Genomic DNA, 21,861 nt, shown 5'->3' on the forward strand with positions numbered 1-21,861 from the left:
GTTGCTGATTATTTTTTAGAAAATATTGATAATCCACAAGATTTATTTAAAGGCAAGACTATTTTTCAGGAATTTACCAAAAAATTAATTGAACGAATGTTAAATACGGAAATTAAAAATCGCCTTGAGACTGGCGAGAATCATAATAAAAGAAATGGCAGAACACAAAAAACCATTATTACTAAAAATGGTTCAATCGTAATTGATGTACCAAGAGATCGAAACAATACTTTTGAACCAGTAATTATTCCAAAAAGACAAAGAAAATTTAATAACTTTGATCAAAAAGTAATTTTCTTATATGCAAAAGGAATGACAATTTCTGATATCAAAGCACAATTGCAAGAATTCTATCACGGAGCAGAAATTTCAGAAAGTTTAATTAATCAAATAACTGATGATGTTATTGAAGAAGTTAAAGTGTGACAAACTAAACCTTTAGAGAAGATTTATCCGATTGTTTATTTTGATTGTATTGTTGTTAAAGTAAAGCAAGATAAACGAATAATAAATAAAGCAGTTTATCTTGCTTTAGGAATTAATTTAGATGGTTTAAAAGATATTTTAGGAATGTGAATTAGCGAGAATGAGGGGAGCCAAATTTTGACTTAACACCACACAACAATCCTTACGGAAATGAAAAATCGCGGGTTACAAGATATTCTTGTTGCTTGTAGTGATAATTTAACAGGAATGTCCGATGCAATAGAAGCTGTTTTTCCAAAAACACAACATCAATTATGTATTGTTCATCAAATTCGTAATAGTTTAAAATTTGTTCCTTACAAAGATCGCAAACTGGTAGCTAATGATTTAAAATCAATTTATACAGCAATTAATGAAGAAATAGCGTTAGTTGCTTTAGATCATTTTTCTGAAAAATGAAATAAAAAGTATCGACAAATTACTAAATCATGAAAAAATAACTGAAATAATTTAATAATTTTTCTTGAATATCCCCAGGAATTTAGAAGGATTATTTACACAACTAATGCGATTGAATCTATTAATAGTCAACTAAGAAAAGTAATTAAGAATAAAAAGATTTTTCCTAATGACGCATCAGTTTTTAAAATATTTTATTTAGCATTTCAAAATATGGTTAAGAAATGAACGATGCCAATTCAAAATTGGGGTAGTGCAATTTCACATTTAATGATAAAATTTGAGGACAGACAGAGTGAATTTAAGTTAATTACTTAGAGACACAGTTAATTGTACAGTCCCATAATTTTATAATAAATGATTATTTTTTCTTTTTCTAAAAATATCTAAGAAAAATAAACGCGACCCTTTATTCTTATTTATTATGAAATATTTTTTCATAACTTTTAAATTTTTAATAAAAAATTATTGTTTCGTATAACAATTTAACTATTTACAATAAAAAATTGTTGCTTCACACAACAATTTTAAATTATCTACTTGCTAAATTTCTAGAATTAATGCATTACTATTACTATCTTCATATATAAATTAAGGTATCGGCTGGTTCACCACAAGGGCAAATTCCGCCGGCACAGCAGTAGCATCTGCTTTGTTTTCTTTTAACAACTCCACCCCACATTCCATTAGCTTTAAACAAACAGGAATATCCTGTTTGCAATGCTATTTTGGCTTTAAAGTACCCTTTTCGATTGCTACTAAAAACAGTATATCCTTTTGATTAAGATATTGTTTTATTGTTTCTAATTGACCATCTAATACTTCTTTAAGGTTGGTTAAATCTTTTGCTATATTTATTTCTTCCTTGTGTATGATGATTTTATCATTATAAACTAGTTAAAAAAATTTTACCATATGATAATATTGCTTACCATAAATAATTATTATTGAATATTGTTTAAAACCTAATTTTTCATATAAAAATCTAGCCCGATGATTACCAAAATAAACATTTAAAGATAAAATTGTTAAATCATTATTGTGATGATGATTTCAAATATAATTAATAATATCAATACCAATCCTTTTTCTTGATATGATTGATGAATAGAAATTACTTCTAAATACAATTCATCTGCCTGACTTATTTTTTCTAGTTTGATATTTGTAATGCCAAATTTATCTTTTCAAATCTTTAAAGTGTTAGCATTCAATTGATTAATCGCATCATCTCTAACAATTAAAGCAATTAAAATTATATTATTGTTTTCTTATTTTACAAGATAGCTTTCATAACTGTAATAATGATTATCTAATAAATATTGTTCTTGAAAGAAAAGAATATCTCTAACTTTATTTTGTGGTAAAAATAACAAGGTATCTTTACTAGCAAATACATTATAAATTAATGTTGTAATTTGTTTTAAATTTTCTAAACTCTCATTTTTCTTTGCTTTTCTAATCATTTATAGCCCTCGTTCATACAATTTTATTACAAAAAAATTTATTAAATAACTTTGTTATCTTGATTTTTAGTTCATAAGAACGCAAGAGCGATAATCGCAACAATAGCACAAGCATAGAAATAATAAAAGACATTGTCTCAATTACCATTACCAGCAATTCCGGCAACAACTGGTTTTGACATCACAGCATCACCAAAATATCCAGATAATCCTGTAAGTCCCGAAGCTGTCGCCGCGGCTTTTTTATTCGTTAATTCAATTGCTGTTGCTCCAATCATTGCCTGTGGCATATAGACACCAAAACCAGCAGCAATTATAGCAGTAATTAATACGGTGATATTACCTCTAGGGGCGTTTTGAAAGATAACTAGACCACCAATACTAATAGTTAATCCAAAAATCATTAATGGTGCTTTCCGGTTTTGAAATAAATATCTAGCACCATAAGCTGCAAATATTCCGCCGGCAATTCCTGATCATTCAAAAAATGACCACAATCATTTACTATCTTTTAACTTAATACCATTCATTTCATCAGCAATTTTTATTGCTCACGAAGACATTCCTTGTCTTAAAACATAAACTCAAATATTTGCAAACGCTAAAATTCAAACATATTTATTTTTTAAAATATATTTAGCAAAAATTTCTTTGATTTTCAACTCTGTTTTTTCTTCATCATGTTCAATTATTCCTTTTCATTTTTCAACAGTTGGTAATTCTTCAGCCTCAGGTCGATCTCGTAAACCTCAAAAAACCAAAGGTAAAAAAATTAAAGCAATAATACTAGGTACTCAGTAATATAATCCATAAATTGTGCCATCTGGGTCAATTACTTCAATTAAAGGAATAATAATTAACGGTGCAAAAGCCGCCCCTAATCCTTGTCCGGAATTTCAAATTGCAAGTCGTGGTGATCGTTCTTTATCAGTAAATCAATGTGCCATCATTCTTGCAGTAGCTGGTCAACCCATTCCTTGAAATATTCCTAATGCTGTTAAAATAATAATCATTACCACTAATGGAGCAATCGTAATTTGACCATTACCAATTTGAATAACACCACCTAAAGCAATATTTAAAATGGCTGAAACTAGTAATCCCGTCGTCATCACAATTCTTCCTGAACTACGATCAGCAAAACCACCAATAATAAACTTACTACATCCATAAGTAATTGAAAAAAACATTCCCATTAATGCATAGTTATAAGTACTTAATCCTCCAGTTTCCATTAAATAACTACCAGTTATATCCACTGATTTTCGATTAAAGTAATACATCATATAACCTAAAATTGATACAATAAATACTTGATTTCTTAAAAAATTAAACCTTTTATTAACAGTTTTTAAATCATTACTAAATGGCTCTTTAGCGGCCGGCGGTTTAAATATATTTTTCATTATTATCTCTTTCTATTTTCATTGTTTTTTTATTTCTTAGATTTTACTTTTAAAATATTATGTCTCATCTTCTCAATTTCTGCGATTTCATGAAAATCATTAAAAAGATGAAATAACATATAATTCAACTCATCAGGCTTTTTAATATTAAGATGAAAAAATTTAACAGCTTTATTAATAACATCTAATAATTCTAATCCTTGTTTATTATTAATTGTTTTGTTTAAAAATCTTTCTTTAATTATTGTTGGTATATCACACATAAAACTATAATCACTAAAAACCTTATCATCTTGTGAATGAACATAAATTTTAAATGCCATTACTCTTACCATAATCGTTTTAACAGCCGTAACTTTAGCAGCCACCATATTTACGAATAAACATTGCCACAACAACAGTTATGGTTTCAATAGGAATAATTTATTGAAACAATAATATCAATATCAACATCAAATTAATTTGCAAAATATGATTTAGTAATTGTATGTGAGTTTTGAATAACTAATACCATTACAAAAAAATCAAAATTACCACCGCGCTATCATTTTCGTGATAAAAAAGCAGGACTATCAACCTTAAAAATTCAGCGATTTAAAGTAGAAATCACAACATTAAAAATACTATAAATAATAACAATTGTTGTTGTAATAAAGTTAAAAAAGCAAAAAACAATTGTTAAGATAAAATCTAAATAAATTTTAGTGTTAAAAATAAAGTAGTTATTGGGATATACCGTTAATAATTGATATTTTTTTCAAAAATTCTTCTACGAAAATTTTTAATATTAATTAATATACAAAAAAATAAAGCAATAAGGGCAATCGAATCGCTACACTAATAAAAACATAAGAATAAGCAAGATTAATATTTTTGATTCGATCATTCCAAGCCGATTCTCAATTAACAACATTAGTTTTTGCCCCAAAAAAATCAAATTTCATTAAAGAAAAATCAATAATCGAATAAACAGTTAACTTAATTAATTGCTTATAAATTTCTTGTTTCTCAACATCTGTAAGCGTTGCTTTTTTAAATTTATTTAAAAGTTTACTAATTTCTGGTGTATTATTTACCACCCCTCTTTCTTTAATAAATAAAATTAGTACATAAATTAACATTGCTGTAAAAATTATTCAAAAAATCGTTATACATATTGCTTACCTAAAAACTTAGATAAGCGTTTTTGTGATAATTGAATTTTTGGTGACAATTTTTTAATCTTGCGATTCACCATCATCCTCCCTATAAAAAATATTAATATTTTTTTAAACTATATAAATAACAGCATATTTTATTATTTTCACCAATAAAATATTAGAATAAGGTCGCGTTTAGTTTTCTTAGGTATTTTTAAAAAAAAGAAAAAATAATCATTTACTATAAATTATTTCAACATGCAAATTAAGCATATATTTCTTATGTGTGATTTCTTTTGTAAAAACTTATTTTAATGTTTTTTTATAAGTATTTTGCTTAGTTTTTATAACCTTTTATTGAGATTATGTTTGTTGATATTAAATATTTTGTTTTGTTACTTATTTTTTAAATAAAATAATAATTAAATTGTGATTGTTTTTCTTTCAAAACTATTTAAATCTTTACCTACCTAACAAAACTTTATGCGCTCTATCCATTATCATTCTATCATATTATTGAATTTTTATACAATAAAAATTATTAATTTGGTCGCGTTTATTTTTCTTAGTTATTTTTAGAGAAAGAAAAAGTAATCATTTACTATAAATTATTTCAACATGCAAATTAAGCATATATTTCTTATGTGTGATTTCTTTTGTAAAAACTTATTTTAATGTTTTTTTATAAGTATTTTGCTTAGTTTTTATAACCTTTTATTGAGATTTTTTTTTTGTTAATATTAAATATTTTGTTTTGTTACTTATTTTTTAAATAAAATAATAATTAAATTGTGATTGTTTTTCTTTCAAAACTATTTAAATTTTTACCTACCTAACAAAACTTTATGCGCTCTATTCTTATCATTCTATCATATTATTGAATTTTTGCACAATGAAAAATTATTAATGGTCGCGTTTAGTTTTCTTAGGTATTGCTTTGAAGAAGTAAAACAATCAGCTAATTATATTATTTAATTACTAAACTAACCCGCCCTTCCTTGTTATTGTCATTTTTATTCATTACCATTTTATCATATTATTGAATTTTTGCACAATGAAAAATTATTAATTTTATTAAATTTTAACTAATATTTTTACTTACTTAAATGTAATATATTTATTTGTATATACAATTCTACCTTTATTAATTCAACTATCATCATTTTTCTTATTATATTTATTTCATAATGAACTTTTATATATTTCTTTTCTGATTGCTATTTCTGAATTAATATTTTCATTAATGTAATGTAATACATTTAATTTGTTTAAATTTGCCATTCTTAAATGTAATAGGTTATTTAAATTCTTATGATTATATATTTTTGCTCCATATCCTAATTGTTGTTTTACTAAATGTGATACATCACTTTCAATGCTGCAACCGATATTTCATTCTAAATTTTGATGATGAATACCTTGCTTATTATTATTGAAATAATTACTAGCCTTCCTTAACTTTGTTTTAATATCTTTATTTAATTCATTTTTAACAACATTACGAATGTTTTTGATTAATTCTTGATGATTTCCATCCTTATATAATTTAATTCAACTATTTAGTGTTACTTTGCGATTTTCAAAAATAATATTAAATGCAGTTTGTTTTAATTTTTTAATAGCATGATAACCATCTAAAATATATCTAACATTACCAAAACTATTGGCAATTTCTCTAATTCAAGTATCACCATCGCCACAAACAATTATTTTGTCATAATTAATATTTACATAATGTTTTTGTAATTCCTTAATTAATAAATCACGATAATTCATCGTATTTATTCGTTTACCAACTTTTAACATTAGAAAATGACCTCGTTTGTTTTCTAATTCTCTACGAGCATTTTTGTAATTTTTTTCTTTATGTCCGGTATGAAAAGTAACTAAACGAATTCTTTGGTCTTGTTTAACTTTCTGATCTAATGTCGCCAAAAATGTTTCATCTAGTTGAATATATAAATTCTTATTTTTGACATCAATTCTAGTTTTAGTTTCTTTTTCTGCTAGTTGAAAATATTCGGCAATATCGTATTTATTTAAAATATTTGAAATACTACCTTTTGAAATATAACAATGATTTAGAGCATCTAAAACATCACGATAGCGTTTACCATCACCCAGAAGACTTAAAACTTTAAATTGGACATCAAAATAAATGCGTTGTTTAGGTAATAGGCCAATTTCTTTATCTAACAAACATACATATTCAAATTTACCTGATTTTTGATTTCAATATTTATATCGGCGTCGTTTAAAAATAACATCACCAAAAATTGTAATAATTGTTCTTGTTGCAAAATGAACTACTTTATAACCTTGTTTTAACCGATAATGATGTAAATATAGGTATTCATCTAATTTTTCGTATTCATTAGCTAGTTGTTCACATTTGTTGGTGTACATATTTTTATGGGTTGTAAATAAGTTTAATCAATGCTTATTTTCTGGGGTTTTTAAATTATTATTAATTTCTAACATAGAAAAACCACCTTTCTTGGTATTAATTTTAATAAAGTTTAATTTGGTTTGATTATTTTTTTGTTTTAATGATAATTTTTTCTAGAATTAGTATTCAATATTCTGAAAAAATGATAGAAATTCTTATTTAATTATTTATAATTAATTTGTATTAATTAAATTTTATAAATTTAAGAAAGGGTCGAGTGATTACTATAAAAATTTATTAATTAGCAAAAATTCATGAAAAGGATTTAATTAATATGAAAAAATTACTTAGTTTATTAAGTACAATAACAATAGCAGGAAGCGGAATGTCGGGCATTGTTGCCAATAGTCCGTATCCAACTCCAACACAAGAAAAAATAGAAAATATAAATAATAAAAGACAAAAACGAAGCAATAATGAAAATAATAAAATAAATAGAACAAAAATTGTTATTAAAACAGGTGGGCACATTTTTTCTTCGGGTGTGGTTTTCAACAGTAAATTATATTTTGGTTCATGAGATGGTAATGTTTATGAGTATGATCCAGCAACAGGACAACAAAAAATTGTTATTAAAGCAAATAGTATTGTTTTTTCTTCGGGTGTAGTTTTCAACAATAAAATATATTTTGGTTCACATGATCACAATGTATATGAATATGATCCAGCAACAGGACAACAAAAAATTTTGATCACACTAAAGGATGAAGTTCTTTCTTCGGGGGTCGTGGTCGTGTTAAATAATAAATTATATTTTGGTTCAGGTGATCATAATGTATATGAGTATGATCCAGTAATAGGCCAACAAAAAATTGTTATTAAAGCAAATAATGTCATTCATTCTTCTGGTGTGGTTTTCAACAATAAATTATATATTGGTTCACATGATCACAATGTATATGAATATGATCCAGCAACAGGACAACAAATGGTTATCATTACAACAAAGGGCGAGATTTTTGCTAGTGGAATTATTTTAAATAATAAATTATATTTTGGTTCAAAAGATCATAATGTATATGAATATGATCCAGCAACAGGACAACAAAAAACTGTCATAAAAACAGAAGAAGGAATTTGATCTTCTGGTGTGGTTTTCAACAATAAATTATATTTTGGTTCAATAGATCACAAAGTATATGAATATGATCCAGCAACAGGACAACAAAAAGTTGTCATTACAACAAATGGAGAAATTAAATCTTCTGGGATAGTTTTCAACAATAAATTATATATTGGTTCAGGAGATCACAATGTTTATGAATATTCAGCAACAGGACAACAAAAAATTGTTATTAGAACAAATAACTGAGTTGATTCTTCTGGTGTGGTTTTCAACAATAAATTATATATTGGTTCAGGAGATGGTAATGTTTATGAATACAGTAATTATGATTTAAATTCTAATTTAGGAGAAATTAGTAATAATTTTGATAATATAATTTTAAGTGAATTAAATTATTTAAATCCTGATTTAGATATTTCACTATTAGAAATAGTTAACAAAACAAATAATTCAGCGATAATAAAAGAAAAAAATAATAGTAATAATAAATATTTTGGAGAAGTTATTGTTAATTATAAAATTAAAAATAAAGATGAAATTAATGATATTAATTTAAACGAATTAATTAAAAGAGCAGTATTTTTTAAGTTTCGAGATGAAAATCCAAATTTAATATTTAAAGAAATAAGTAATGTTAATAGTAATAATTTAAATTTTTCAAATACTGAAATAACAAAACAAGAAAATTCATTTTTATGATCTAATGTTCCTAAAAATGTATGTTCTGATAGAGAAATTACCAATAAAACTCCAAATACAAGATCATTTAATGTACCCGCTTGTGAATATAATTCAAAATCAAAATTAGTATTTCAAATTACAACAGGATTAACTAAAACAAAACAAGAAAATAAATTAAATGGTTGAAACATAAATTCTGATGATGAAATGAAATTAACAGATTTTACAAATATAAATAATAAAAATTCTGAAATCATTAATGTATTATCAAATGAATTTGATTTATCAAACACAAATAAACAAGAACAAGAAATGATTTTAAGTATTTTTAAGGAACCCGCTGATAAATTTGAACTTAATCCCAATGAAAAATTAAAAATTACTTATCAAGTAAGAATAATTACATCTAAAGTTATATTAAATTTAAAACAAAAAATTACAGGAAATATTACTGCCAAAATAATTGATGATAACAATAAAGAACAAATAGTTACATTATCAATTAAAGAAGCGATGCAAATATTACAAAAATATAGCTTATTGCCAGATAAAATTACTATAGATAAAAACAATGATAACATAACTTTTAATGGGGAAGCATTTTTTTCATCAGAAAGAGAAGGGCCAGTAAGAACAAATACAGTTACTACTATAGTATAAAGTTTTATAAAAACGATATTAGCTATTTAGAACAATAACTTTAATTAAAACAAGCCCAACAAGTTTAAATTTCTTGTAAAAATAAAAAATATTCAAACCAGTAATTAACTAAAATTACTGGTTTTTATTTTGTCAAAATATAAAAAATGAAAAAGTTGTTTAGTTGTCCAAAAGTGTTTGTTATCGTAAAAAGTCATCTTTCTTTTGGCAGTTATAGTTTTTAAAATATGCTATTTAGCATTTCAAAATATGACTAAAAAATGAACAATGCCAATTCAAAATTGGGGTAGTGCAATTTCACATTTAATGATAAAATTTGAAGACAGAGTGAATTTAAGTTAATTACTTAGAGACACATATAATTGTACAGCCTCTAGAAAAAACCACGCTTCCTGAATAGTAAATTTTACCAGTTTAATTATTTTTAAATTCAGTTTTAAATTCTAATATTTTTCATTTGGCATATCTTTCATTTTTGTCTCATTCTCGTACTTTCATTTTTATGTTTTTTAATTTTTTATTTTGATAGGATAAAAAATCTTTATTTTCTCAATATCTTGGTTCACTGTTTTTTTCTCAATTTAAATCATATTCTAATGATTTTAATATTGGTAATGTAATCTTGTCATTTTTGTCAACATAAAATTCTCAATCATTAAGTTTCATTCGTGGAGGCAAGTTTTTGGGCATAAATTTATTTTCTACATTAAATTTTATTTCTCATTTTTGATTTCACTTGCTGTTGTCATCTTTTGATGATTTAAGTGTTAATTTTGATTTTTTTAAGTTTAATTCGTATGATTCATTCTCAATTGGCAATGTTGTTTTATTTTCTTTTTTAGAACACCCAACTATTGGCAATGTTGTCAGCCCCCAAAGAGCTATTATATTTAAAATTTTCATAAATTTAACTCCTTTATTTTGTTTTTTCAATATATATATATATATATAATTATACAAAAATTCTTAATATCATTAGAAAGATGGCAAAACCAATTAAAAATTGAAAGGTATAGTAAAAAGCTGGCACGGTTTTAAAGATCGGAAAAATGGCGGTTGAAAAGTTAACTGTTGCTTTCGCAATAATTGCTAATGGCCGTAAAATCGTAATGATTTGTGACGCTGTCAGAATTCAGTTAATCATTTTGATACTAGCATTCTGAATGGTACAACCAATATCATTAAAGGTTGGTATTCATCGTCCAGAATATTTGCAATTTGCTGGCGGAATTAAGTCATCTCATTCTGAGTTGGTTGAACCATCAGGTATAAAGGCTGTGGAATTAAGAACATTAAAGTCATAAATTTTAAAATTGTAATTAGAGATACCACCCTTGTGATAAAGTGGAAAAGTTAAGGTAAAAATATTAATACCATAGCGAATATCAATATCGGTATTAAGGTAATTAATACTGTTAGCTGGTTTACTGGTCGGCAAGGTAATCAGTTTATTATCATAGGATTTAAGGACATTAAAATCAATTTGATAAATGCTATTGTTGTTTTTAATAGCATTATAATTTTTTTGGTGCGTTTTTTTATCAAAAGTAAAAAAATAACTTCTTAGTAATAATTCTGAGTTTCCTATAATATTTACTAAGTATTTTTTGGGATAAAAAGTAATTAAGGAGCGATAAAAGAAACCGATTTGAATAAAATAGTTCTTGTTATAATTATCTACGCCTTTAAAATCAATTTCAGTATGAGTGTTTTCATCCATATCAAAAGTCGCATAAAATAAACTGGCAAAAAAATTGCCAAGAATTTCGTAGATTTCATCAAAGACATTTTTGTAATCGCTGTTGTTAATACCAGGGATGTTGTTTTTAAAGTATAGGTAAATGTCATTTTTTAATTCAGGGTCGTATCTCAAAAAACTAAATCTAACATTGAGGTAATTTAAGGTACCAAAAAGATACTTAATTAGGTAATAATCGTTAGCCTTTTTGGTGTCGTATTTTCAGATTTCGGCCTCACCATGTAGCAGTTGTAAATAATTATTTCCAGCAATTAGGGTTTTGTTAAATGCCTTAATTTTAAGGACATTATCGTTATTATCATCTTGTTTTGGAATGGTCATTTTAATTGTATTTGTTCCTTGCAATTGTGTGCTCGTTTCAATTGCGGTAAATTTAACGGTAAATGTTCTGTCAGCGACATTGTCTGTTGTTAAATCAAAAGTAGCCCTTTCATCTAAGTAATTGTTGTCATTATCTTTAATTTCTGTATTATAGTCGATACCTTCAATTGCATTATTTACGCCAGTAAGATTATTAATTGTTTCATTAAGTCTCTTTTTAATTTTTTTTATAACTTCAATTTTGGTTGCATTTGTCGGGTCAATTATTTCTGAGTTTGGTAAAATAGTAGAATTTTTGTGATAAAAATAGCTTTCATTTTTAAAACCATGATTTTTAATCGTAAATTCTTTATAGTAACCTTTTTCTAAGGTGTCAATGAAATTAAATACCGGTGTTCAATAGAGATAAGAGTAATTAAATTTATCAAAATCACCACGATGAATCATTAAATAATCAAGATTATCAATAACATCACTATAGTTATGATTACCATCAAATTTGGTGGTTTTTTCTGGTAAATCAATATCAGTCGAGGGTTTAGTTTCTGATTGTGCGTCAAATTCTAATATTTTTCATTTGGCATATCTTTCATTTTTGTCTCATTCTCGTACTTTCATTTTTATGTTTTTTAATTTTTTATTTTGATAGGATAAAAAATCTTTATTTTCTCAATATCTTGGTTCACTGTTTTTTTCTCAATTTAAATCATATTCTAATGATTTTAATATTGGTAATGTAATCTTGTCATTTTTGTCAACATAAAATTCTCAATCATTAAGTTTCATTCGTGGAGGCAAGTTTTTGGGCATAAATTTATTTTCTACATTAAATTTTATTTCTCATTTTTGATTTCACTTGCTGTTGTCATCTTTTGATGATTTAAGTGTTAATTTTGATTTTTTTAAGTTTAATTCGTATGATTCATTATTTTGCCTTTTGCTTCTAATTAGTGATTGTGTTTTTGTTTTATCATTATTAATGTTTCAGGGAATGGTAAAAATGTTATTGAAACTAATAATTATCATGGTAAATATTTTCATAAACATTTTTATCACTCCTTTTTAAAATATTTTATTTCTCGTTGTTCTTTTTTCTTTAATTTTTTTAATAAGTCACTCAATACCACAATTTATAATTACCGCTATTGTCATGCATATATCTAAATATCCTAATATCATAAGTGAAATTAATGTTTCAAATTTTTCATATAATAATTTCAAATCATTAATTTCCAATTTTAAAAATGGAATGAAAAAGATAATAATCATAAAAATGTAAGGCAAAATTCTTCATCAATATCTTTTTAAAAAATTAATTAACTTGTTTGATTTCATTTTTCAAGGCTCTTTTTGCTTTAATTTTTTGAATAATCAAGCGGATTAATTTTTCAAATTTAAGTGCAAAATATATTGCTCCGCCTCATCAAAAAACAAAAATTCCTGCTAGCATAATACCACTATTGAATTTGCCAAAGAATTTAACCATTTGTTCATTCATAAAATTATTAAATTCATCACTTGTTCCAGTTATTCATTTAGTATTGATTGCTGTTAATACACAAAGTAATAAGCTTATAAAAATGAAAATGATACTTAATACTATTTTTAACCACTGCTTTTTAAAAGAATTTTTAATTCTTAATTTTAATGGCATCTTTTCTTTTGAATTATCTTTTTTAAATAATTTTATTAAAAGTTTTTTCATTTTAACTCTCCCTTCATATTTTTTATCGTCCTTTAATTACAATAAATAAGGCAATAAGTACACAAGTAACACCAAGAATAGTAAAGATTGGGTGTTGCGAAAATGTTCGTGCCATTGGTTTAAATAGTTCTAAAATTGTTAAATTGCTAGTAATAAACTTTTGGAAATTGACAAGACCTTCGCTAATATAGTTTGTTAAAGTTTCAAAATGACTACCAGCTAATAGTCCAAGAACAGTTATTAAGATAAAAATAATAATTAGTTTAAACATTTTTAGTTACCTTGTTTTGTTTTTATCGGTTTTACTTGTTTTTTAACTTTTCCTCAGGCACTTAAACGACCTTTATTTTTAACTGCATATTGGCGTTGTTTTTCTAAATTAACTTGTTGACTACCAAATCCAAGAATAATTGCCATAAGAAATTCTACGGCCAGCGTTAAGAATAGAGGAAATATTAGTTGAATATTTGTTCCCGGTACTTCAAGACTTCAAATTAAATCAAAAACTTTATAAAGCATTTGAGCGAGAAAGTCGGCCATTTTTGCGAGATTTTCCATTTTTTATTATTCCTTTTCTTTCATTTTTCTTAAAAATTTGCTAAATTTATCCATTTTTAAGTATTCTAAGTCTTCTAAATCAATTGCTGTGTCAGTATAGTATTTGTCTTCATAGTCAGGATTAACTTTTAAATTTAAGTAATCTCTTAAAAATGCTAGGTAAAAAGAATTGTAAGTGTTAAGTGTTGGTAAAGGAATTTTTAGTTTAAAAAAATAAATATCAAGTGCAGGAATATCACGATATTTAACGCGACGACCTTTTTTACTATTTTTAGCATCAATTAAGGTGTTTCGTCAGCGTTCATATTCTTCAATACTAGTAAAGGTACCATAGATGACTTTTAAATAGGGACGAAAAATATTAACGGGTTTTTTACGAATGCCCACAATCTCACATTATTAGCAATATCGCGAACTTTAACTCAAATATGTTTATCTCTTTGACCGCTAGCGAGAACAATATGACCAAAATGCCGTGCCAGAGCGAAATATTCTTGAATACCGGTTTCTTCGTTTTTGGTATTATTTTTTTCTCAATCAGTTCCTTCTAAAAATAAGTTGGTTTCATCTCACAAAAGTAAGGTTTTGTCTGGCAATACTGGATAATCAAAGTCTAACAAACCCATATGGCCTAAACTTAATTTTTGGGTTTCTAGTAATGGAAATGTTGATGCGATATTATATTTTTTCTTTTTTAGTAATTTTGATGCGTATACTAGAAAAGCGGTTTTTCCAGTTCCTAATGAACCAATCACAATATTTAATGGTGAGTTTTTTAAGAAGTTAATAACTTTGTTAATTTGTGTTAAATTACCGATTTTAAAAAGAAAAATTAAAATACAACCTGCTAAAAATAAATAGCTTACAATGTTTTTAAAATAACCGTTGTAAATATATCAAATTGCTCCTCAATGTCATAAAATTAAAAATGAGGTGCGATTTAATTCAATAAAATGGTTATTTTTTTCTATTATTCATTTGCAAAATTTCATCTTGCACCTCACTTTATTTTTTTGTTAGCGTACTGCTCCAAGTAATTTTTCAAACATTTTAAAGCAAATAAAGAATATTGCCAAAATAAATGGAAAAATGAATATTCAGTAGTCAGCAAAGAAATTACCGACTTGTGGCATATTAACAGCAATAATTTCCCACATTTTAGTAAACGCTGTTATAATCGCATTCCATAATTTAGTCATCGCGTCACTAGCTGTTATTTTTGTTACTGCTGGTGCTTCTGTTAAGAAAGTTCCAATCATATAATCACCCCCTTTCTTTTTAAAACATTCATCATTTATATTCAAAGTTTTTCTTAAATTTGTTAAAACCACGATTAACCTTAACACGATTGTATTTTTTCCTAATTAATTTTGAATTTCTTTGGGAATGCATCACAATGTAACTTCTTGACATTAATTTTTTCTCTATCTAAATACTGATATGGTTTTCCAAAGTAGCATTAGAATAAATCACACCATAATCGCTGTTAAGAATCAAAAAGCAATGTTTGCTATTAAAAGTCAAAGTGTTTCTTGAGTTAAATCAATTTCTTTACCACCACTAATATGAGCCGGAATAACTGTAATTTGAATAAATAAATCTCAGAAAGTTTGTTTAATTTGTTCTCAATTAAATTCTTTTAAATTTACTGTCATTTTTTATCTACCAAAAATCATTTTTATTGGTAAATACATAATTGAAATTAATGCGAAAAGAAAAGTGATGATAATAATTAATCCGGCAATAAACGCAACTTGTGCAGGCATTTTTTCTATCGGAACAAACAGTTCTAAGAATTCCATGATAATTTTTCAAAACATTATTTTTTATCCGCGTTATTGTTTTTTGAATTAGGAGCTTTAACTCATTCTTCAAAGCGAGCAATAAATACTTTTTCGTCTTTTGTAAAATTACCAGTATTACTTTTAATGGCATTTTTATATTTAATTCGCATTTTTATTTTGGCATAAATTTTATAAGCAAAATATGCCAATAGCATGATGCTGATAATAATAAATATTAGTCCAATCGCAATATTCATTTTTAAACTCCTTTAAAATAGTTATAATTTATATCTTTTTTGTTGTTTTCTTTTTTGGCAATGAAGAAGCCTAATAATTCTTGTCCTTTAATTAACTTGGTTTCATTTTCTTTTTGATTAATTGAAATTACTTGATATTTACTTACTATTTTTAATTATTCCGATGCAAATTGAATTTTCATATTTTCCTTTATAAACAAATCGTTTTGGAAACCAAATACCGATTTGTTCATTAAATCACGGAATTTTTGGGGCTTTAATAAGCATTGCGTTTTGCGTTTCTTTTAAGAGATATTTTTTAGTATTTAAGAAAATGTTTTCAATGTTTTTCATAATAAATTACCTTTCTTATAGATAAACTAAGTTATATATATTAACTAAGTTAGTTAACTTAGTTTTTTAAACACTTATATATCGCAGATTTAAGTGTTTAAAAAACTTTGTTAGTAAATTTTGTTTTTTAATTAGATAAAAATTTTAATAATTTTAAACTTAGCATACCCCTATATAGAAATTTCTACACTTTAATATCCGCATCCTACCCTTGGAACTAATTTAATAGCGTGTATATTTTTAGGAAATCCACCCATTCATTTTTTTATTGCAAAACAAAACAAATTGCTATAGCTAATAGGGTGTTATCTATTAACTGGTAAACTTCTTTTGGTTATGGCGACCACCCACAATTTATCGTGCTTTAATACATACCAACATTATTAATTCACTTGTATTTAATTTTCAAAGAACAAACTTTTAACACCTTATAAAATAAAAAGACAATCATTGCTGACTGTCTTAATACTTATTCAAATCTTTACCTACCTAAGAAAACTTTATGCGTCCGAAAAGGTCGCGTTTAGTTTTCTTAGGTATTGCTTTGAAGAAGTAAAACAATCAGCTAATTATATTATTTAATTACTAAACTAACCCGCCCTTCCTTGTTATTGTCATTTTTATTCATTACCATTTTATCATATTATTGAATTTTTGCACAATGAAAAATTATTAATTTTATTAAATTTTAACTAATATTTTTACTTACTTAAATGTAATATATTTATTTGTATATACAATTCTACCTTTATTAATTCAACTATCATCATTTTTCTTATTATATTTATTTCATAATGAACTTTTATATATTTCTTTTCTGATTGCTATTTCTGAATTAATATTTTCATTAATGTAATGTAATACATTTAATTTGTTTAAATTTGCCATTCTTAAATGTAATAGGTTATTTAAATTCTTATGATTATATATTTTTGCTCCATATCCTAATTGTTGTTTTACTAAATGTGATACATCACTTTCAATGCTGCAACCGATATTTCATTCTAAATTTTGATGATGAATACCTTGCTTATTATTATTGAAATAATTACTAGCCTTCCTTAACTTTGTTTTAATATCTTTATTTAATTCATTTTTAACAACATTACGAATGTTTTTGATTAATTCTTGATGATTTCCATCCTTATATAATTTAATTCAACTATTTAGTGTTACTTTGCGATTTTCAAAAATAATATTAAATGCAGTTTGTTTTAATTTTTTAATAGCATGATAACCATCTAAAATATATCTAACATTACCAAAACTATTGGCAATTTCTCTAATTCAAGTATCACCATCGCCACAAACAATTATTTTGTCATAATTAATATTTACATAATGTTTTTGTAATTCCTTAATTAATAAATCACGATAATTCATCGTATTTATTCGTTTACCAACTTTTAACATTAGAAAATGACCTCGTTTGTTTTCTAATTCTCTACGAGCATTTTTGTAATTTTTTTCTTTATGTCCGGTATGAAAAGTAACTAAACGAATTCTTTGGTCTTGTTTAACTTTCTGATCTAATGTCGCCAAAAATGTTTCATCTAGTTGAATATATAAATTCTTATTTTTGACATCAATTCTAGTTTTAGTTTCTTTTTCTGCTAGTTGAAAATATTCGGCAATATCGTATTTATTTAAAATATTTGAAATACTACCTTTTGAAATATAACAATGATTTAGAGCATCTAAAACATCACGATAGCGTTTACCATCACCCAGAAGACTTAAAACTTTAAATTGGACATCAAAATAAATGCGTTGTTTAGGTAATAGGCCAATTTCTTTATCTAACAAACATACATATTCAAATTTACCTGATTTTTGATTTCAATATTTATATCGGCGTCGTTTAAAAATAACATCACCAAAAATTGTAATAATTGTTCTTGTTGCAAAATGAACTACTTTATAACCTTGTTTTAACCGATAATGATGTAAATATAGGTATTCATCTAATTTTTCGTATTCATTAGCTAGTTGTTCACATTTGTTGGTGTACATATTTTTATGGGTTGTAAATAAGTTTAATCAATGCTTATTTTCTGGGGTTTTTAAATTATTATTAATTTCTAACATAGAAAAACCACCTTTCTTGGTATTAATTTTAATAAAGTTTAATTTGGTTTGATTATTTTTTTGTTTTAATGATAATTTTTTCTAGAATTAGTATTCAATATTCTGAAAAAATGATAGAAATTCTTATTTAATTATTTATAATTAATTTGTATTAATTAAATTTTATAAATTTAAGAAAGGGTCGAGTGATTACTATAAAAATTTATTAATTAGCAAAAATTCATGAAAAGGATTTAATTAATATGAAAAAATTACTTAGTTTATTAAGTACAATAACAATAGCAGGAAGCGGAATGTCGGGCATTGTTGCCAATAGTCCGTATCCAACTCCAACACAAGAAAAAATAGAAAATATAAATAATAAAAGACAAAAACGAAGCAATAATGAAAATAATAAAATAAATAGAACAAAAATTGTTATTAAAACAGGTGGGCACATTTTTTCTTCGGGTGTGGTTTTCAACAGTAAATTATATTTTGGTTCATGAGATGGTAATGTTTATGAGTATGATCCAGCAACAGGACAACAAAAAATTGTTATTAAAGCAAATAGTATTGTTTTTTCTTCGGGTGTAGTTTTCAACAATAAAATATATTTTGGTTCACATGATCACAATGTATATGAATATGATCCAGCAACAGGACAACAAAAAATTTTGATCACACTAAAGGATGAAGTTCTTTCTTCGGGGGTCGTGGTCGTGTTAAATAATAAATTATATTTTGGTTCAGGTGATCATAATGTATATGAGTATGATCCAGTAATAGGCCAACAAAAAATTGTTATTAAAGCAAATAATGTCATTCATTCTTCTGGTGTGGTTTTCAACAATAAATTATATATTGGTTCACATGATCACAATGTATATGAATATGATCCAGCAACAGGACAACAAATGGTTATCATTACAACAAAGGGCGAGATTTTTGCTAGTGGAATTATTTTAAATAATAAATTATATTTTGGTTCAAAAGATCATAATGTATATGAATATGATCCAGCAACAGGACAACAAAAAACTGTCATAAAAACAGAAGAAGGAATTTGATCTTCTGGTGTGGTTTTCAACAATAAATTATATTTTGGTTCAATAGATCACAAAGTATATGAATATGATCCAGCAACAGGACAACAAAAAGTTGTCATTACAACAAATGGAGAAATTAAATCTTCTGGGATAGTTTTCAACAATAAATTATATATTGGTTCAGGAGATCACAATGTTTATGAATATTCAGCAACAGGACAACAAAAAATTGTTATTAGAACAAATAACTGAGTTGATTCTTCTGGTGTGGTTTTCAACAATAAATTATATATTGGTTCAGGAGATGGTAATGTTTATGAATACAGTAATTATGATTTAAATTCTAATTTAGGAGAAATTAGTAATAATTTTGATAATATAATTTTAAGTGAATTAAATTATTTAAATCCTGATTTAGATATTTCACTATTAGAAATAGTTAACAAAACAAATAATTCAGCGATAATAAAAGAAAAAAATAATAGTAATAATAAATATTTTGGAGAAGTTATTGTTAATTATAAAATTAAAAATAAAGATGAAATTAATGATATTAATTTAAACGAATTAATTAAAAGAGCAGTATTTTTTAAGTTTCGAGATGAAAATCCAAATTTAATATTTAAAGAAATAAGTAATGTTAATAGTAATAATTTAAATTTTTCAAATACTGAAATAACAAAACAAGAAAATTCATTTTTATGATCTAATGTTCCTAAAAATGTATGTTCTGATAGAGAAATTACCAATAAAACTCCAAATACAAGATCATTTAATGTACCCGCTTGTGAATATAATTCAAAATCAAAATTAGTATTTCAAATTACAACAGGATTAACTAAAACAAAACAAGAAAATAAATTAAATGGTTGAAACATAAATTCTGATGATGAAATGAAATTAACAGATTTTACAAATATAAATAATAAAAATTCTGAAATCATTAATGTATTATCAAATGAATTTGATTTATCAAACACAAATAAACAAGAACAAGAAATGATTTTAAGTATTTTTAAGGAACCCGCTGATAAATTTGAACTTAATCCCAATGAAAAATTAAAAATTACTTATCAAGTAAGAATAATTACATCTAAAGTTATATTAAATTTAAAACAAAAAATTACAGGAAATATTACTGCCAAAATAATTGATGATAACAATAAAGAACAAATAGTTACATTATCAATTAAAGAAGCGATGCAAATATTACAAAAATATAGCTTATTGCCAGATAAAATTACTATAGATAAAAACAATGATAACATAACTTTTAATGGGGAAGCATTTTTTTCATCAGAAAGAGAAGGGCCAGTAAGAACAAATACAGTTACTACTATAGTATAAAGTTTTATAAAAACGATATTAGCTATTTAGAACAATAACTTTAATTAAAACAAGCCCAACAAGTTTAAATTTCTTGTAAAAATAAAAAATATTCAAACCAGTAATTAACTAAAATTACTGGTTTTTATTTTGTCAAAATATAAAAAATGAAAAAGTTGTTTAGTTGTCCAAAAGTGTTTGTTATCGTAAAAAGTCATCTTTCTTTTGGCAGTTATAGTTTTTAAAATATGCTATTTAGCATTTCAAAATATGACTAAAAAATGAACAATGCCAATTCAAAATTGGGGTAGTGCAATTTCACATTTAATGATAAAATTTGAAGACAGAGTGAATTTAAGTTAATTACTTAGAGACACATATAATTGTACAGCCTCTAGAAAAAACCACGCTTCCTGAATAGTAAATTTTACCAGTTTAATTATTTTTAAATTCAGTTTTAAATTCTAATATTTTTCATTTGGCATATCTTTCATTTTTGTCTCATTCTCGTACTTTCATTTTTATGTTTTTTAATTTTTTATTTTGATAGGATAAAAAATCTTTATTTTCTCAATATCTTGGTTCACTGTTTTTTTCTCAATTTAAATCATATTCTAATGATTTTAATATTGGTAATGTAATCTTGTCATTTTTGTCAACATAAAATTCTCAATCATTAAGTTTCATTCGTGGAGGCAAGTTTTTGGGCATAAATTTATTTTCTACATTAAATTTTATTTCTCATTTTTGATTTCACTTGCTGTTGTCATCTTTTGATGATTTAAGTGTTAATTTTGATTTTTTTAAGTTTAATTCGTATGATTCATTCTCAATTGGCAATGTTGTTTTATTTTCTTTTTTAGAACACCCAACTATTGGCAATGTTGTCAGCCCCCAAAGAGCTATTATATTTAAAATTTTCATAAATTTAACTCCTTTATTTTGTTTTT

The 21,861-nt window shown here is 25.1% G+C and carries 21 protein-coding genes and 3 pseudogenes; 5 read left to right on the top strand and 19 right to left on the bottom strand.

Annotated features, from left to right (window positions below):
- Window positions 1-24 precede the first annotated feature (24 nt).
- A pseudogene (locus tag AACK93_RS00890) lies at window positions 25-1,203 on the top strand (IS256 family transposase).
- Between the two features lie 953 nt (window positions 1,204-2,156).
- On the opposite strand, the gene AACK93_RS00895 reads toward AACK93_RS00890, so the two are convergent.
- The 5 genes from AACK93_RS00895 to AACK93_RS00915 form a co-directional block, all read right to left on the bottom strand.
- The gene (locus AACK93_RS00895) at window positions 2,157-2,351 is read right to left on the bottom strand and encodes a hypothetical protein (protein ID WP_339024722.1); all 195 of its coding nucleotides are present in this window, start codon (window positions 2,349-2,351) and stop codon (window positions 2,157-2,159) included.
- Window positions 2,352-2,392: 41 nt separating this feature from the next.
- Complete coding sequence (locus AACK93_RS00900; RefSeq protein WP_339024723.1) at window positions 2,393-3,757, bottom strand: MFS transporter; 1,365 nt, start codon at window positions 3,755-3,757, stop codon at window positions 2,393-2,395.
- Between the two features lie 29 nt (window positions 3,758-3,786).
- Window positions 3,787-4,128 (bottom strand): hypothetical protein, encoded by a 342-nt coding sequence (locus tag AACK93_RS00905; protein WP_339024724.1) that lies wholly within the window; start codon window positions 4,126-4,128, stop codon window positions 3,787-3,789.
- Window positions 4,129-4,548: 420 nt separating this feature from the next.
- Window positions 4,549-4,836: a hypothetical protein gene (locus AACK93_RS00910; RefSeq protein ID WP_339024725.1), complete on the bottom strand. Its 288-nt coding sequence runs from the start codon at window positions 4,834-4,836 to the stop codon at window positions 4,549-4,551.
- A gap of 1,158 nt (window positions 4,837-5,994) precedes the next feature.
- The gene (locus AACK93_RS00915) at window positions 5,995-7,377 is read right to left on the bottom strand and encodes an Mbov_0401 family ICE element transposase-like protein (protein WP_339024726.1); all 1,383 of its coding nucleotides are present in this window, start codon (window positions 7,375-7,377) and stop codon (window positions 5,995-5,997) included.
- A 242-nt stretch (window positions 7,378-7,619) separates the two neighbouring features.
- Between AACK93_RS00915 and AACK93_RS00920 the strand changes: the two genes are divergently transcribed.
- Together AACK93_RS00920 and AACK93_RS08020 are read left to right on the top strand one after the other, a co-directional pair.
- Window positions 7,620-9,752: a PQQ-binding-like beta-propeller repeat protein gene (locus AACK93_RS00920; RefSeq protein ID WP_339024727.1), complete on the top strand. Its 2,133-nt coding sequence runs from the start codon at window positions 7,620-7,622 to the stop codon at window positions 9,750-9,752.
- Window positions 9,753-9,965: 213 nt separating this feature from the next.
- Window positions 9,966-10,094: pseudogene (locus AACK93_RS08020) on the top strand (IS256 family transposase); the annotation flags it as partial.
- A 72-nt stretch (window positions 10,095-10,166) separates the two neighbouring features.
- On the opposite strand, the gene AACK93_RS00925 reads toward AACK93_RS08020, so the two are convergent.
- The 13 genes from AACK93_RS00925 to AACK93_RS00985 all read right to left on the bottom strand — a co-directional run bounded on the left by AACK93_RS00925 (window position 10,167) and on the right by AACK93_RS00985 (window position 18,557).
- The gene (locus AACK93_RS00925) at window positions 10,167-10,655 is read right to left on the bottom strand and encodes a hypothetical protein (protein WP_339023863.1); all 489 of its coding nucleotides are present in this window, start codon (window positions 10,653-10,655) and stop codon (window positions 10,167-10,169) included.
- 49 nt (window positions 10,656-10,704) lie between these two features.
- Window positions 10,705-12,879 carry a hypothetical protein gene (locus tag AACK93_RS00930; protein ID WP_339024729.1) on the bottom strand — a complete coding sequence of 725 codons (2,175 nt, stop codon included), beginning with the start codon at window positions 12,877-12,879 and terminating at the stop codon, window positions 10,705-10,707.
- A 265-nt stretch (window positions 12,880-13,144) separates the two neighbouring features.
- The gene (locus AACK93_RS00935; RefSeq protein WP_339023861.1) at window positions 13,145-13,537 is read right to left on the bottom strand and encodes a hypothetical protein; all 393 of its coding nucleotides are present in this window, start codon (window positions 13,535-13,537) and stop codon (window positions 13,145-13,147) included.
- A 22-nt stretch (window positions 13,538-13,559) separates the two neighbouring features.
- A complete protein-coding gene (locus AACK93_RS00940; protein ID WP_339023860.1) occupies window positions 13,560-13,808 on the bottom strand; it encodes a hypothetical protein in 249 nt (82 codons plus the stop codon).
- Between the two features lie 2 nt (window positions 13,809-13,810).
- Window positions 13,811-14,095 carry a hypothetical protein gene (locus AACK93_RS00945; protein WP_338967899.1) on the bottom strand — a complete coding sequence of 95 codons (285 nt, stop codon included), beginning with the start codon at window positions 14,093-14,095 and terminating at the stop codon, window positions 13,811-13,813.
- Between the two features lie 6 nt (window positions 14,096-14,101).
- On the bottom strand, window positions 14,102-14,482 hold the full coding sequence (locus AACK93_RS00950) for a hypothetical protein (protein ID WP_339024712.1): 381 nt from the start codon (window positions 14,480-14,482) through the stop codon (window positions 14,102-14,104).
- Window positions 14,437-15,087, bottom strand: a complete 651-nt coding sequence (locus AACK93_RS00955) for a hypothetical protein (protein ID WP_339024731.1) — start codon at window positions 15,085-15,087, stop codon at window positions 14,437-14,439. Before AACK93_RS00955 ends, AACK93_RS00950 begins: the two co-directional genes overlap by 46 nt.
- A 24-nt stretch (window positions 15,088-15,111) precedes the next feature.
- On the bottom strand, window positions 15,112-15,426 hold the full coding sequence (locus tag AACK93_RS00960) for a hypothetical protein (protein ID WP_339023859.1): 315 nt from the start codon (window positions 15,424-15,426) through the stop codon (window positions 15,112-15,114).
- A gap of 93 nt (window positions 15,427-15,519) precedes the next feature.
- On the bottom strand, window positions 15,520-15,750 hold the full coding sequence (locus tag AACK93_RS00965) for a hypothetical protein (protein ID WP_339023858.1): 231 nt from the start codon (window positions 15,748-15,750) through the stop codon (window positions 15,520-15,522).
- Between the two features lie 3 nt (window positions 15,751-15,753).
- Window positions 15,754-15,915, bottom strand: coding sequence for a hypothetical protein (locus AACK93_RS00970; RefSeq protein WP_339023857.1), 162 nt, complete (start codon window positions 15,913-15,915; stop codon window positions 15,754-15,756).
- A complete protein-coding gene (locus AACK93_RS00975; RefSeq protein WP_339023856.1) occupies window positions 15,915-16,136 on the bottom strand; it encodes a hypothetical protein in 222 nt (73 codons plus the stop codon). Before AACK93_RS00975 ends, AACK93_RS00970 begins: the two co-directional genes overlap by 1 nt.
- A 138-nt stretch (window positions 16,137-16,274) precedes the next feature.
- The gene (locus tag AACK93_RS00980; RefSeq protein ID WP_339023855.1) at window positions 16,275-16,469 is read right to left on the bottom strand and encodes a hypothetical protein; all 195 of its coding nucleotides are present in this window, start codon (window positions 16,467-16,469) and stop codon (window positions 16,275-16,277) included.
- A 705-nt stretch (window positions 16,470-17,174) separates the two neighbouring features.
- Window positions 17,175-18,557 carry an Mbov_0401 family ICE element transposase-like protein gene (locus tag AACK93_RS00985; RefSeq protein WP_339024726.1) on the bottom strand — a complete coding sequence of 461 codons (1,383 nt, stop codon included), beginning with the start codon at window positions 18,555-18,557 and terminating at the stop codon, window positions 17,175-17,177.
- Window positions 18,558-18,799: 242 nt separating this feature from the next.
- Here AACK93_RS00985 and AACK93_RS00990 point away from each other — a divergent pair, with 242 nt between their 5' ends.
- Window positions 18,800-20,932, top strand: a complete 2,133-nt coding sequence (locus AACK93_RS00990; protein WP_339024727.1) for a PQQ-binding-like beta-propeller repeat protein — start codon at window positions 18,800-18,802, stop codon at window positions 20,930-20,932.
- Window positions 20,933-21,145: 213 nt separating this feature from the next.
- Window positions 21,146-21,274: pseudogene (locus AACK93_RS08025) on the top strand (IS256 family transposase); the annotation flags it as partial.
- Between the two features lie 72 nt (window positions 21,275-21,346).
- On the opposite strand, the gene AACK93_RS00995 reads toward AACK93_RS08025, so the two are convergent.
- Complete coding sequence (locus tag AACK93_RS00995; protein ID WP_339023863.1) at window positions 21,347-21,835, bottom strand: hypothetical protein; 489 nt, start codon at window positions 21,833-21,835, stop codon at window positions 21,347-21,349.
- Window positions 21,836-21,861: the final 26 nt, after the last annotated feature.

The sequence above is a fragment of the Spiroplasma endosymbiont of Agriotes lineatus genome, assembly GCF_964019485.1.
Lineage (GTDB): Bacteria > Bacillota_I > Bacilli_A > Mycoplasmatales > Nriv7 > Nriv7.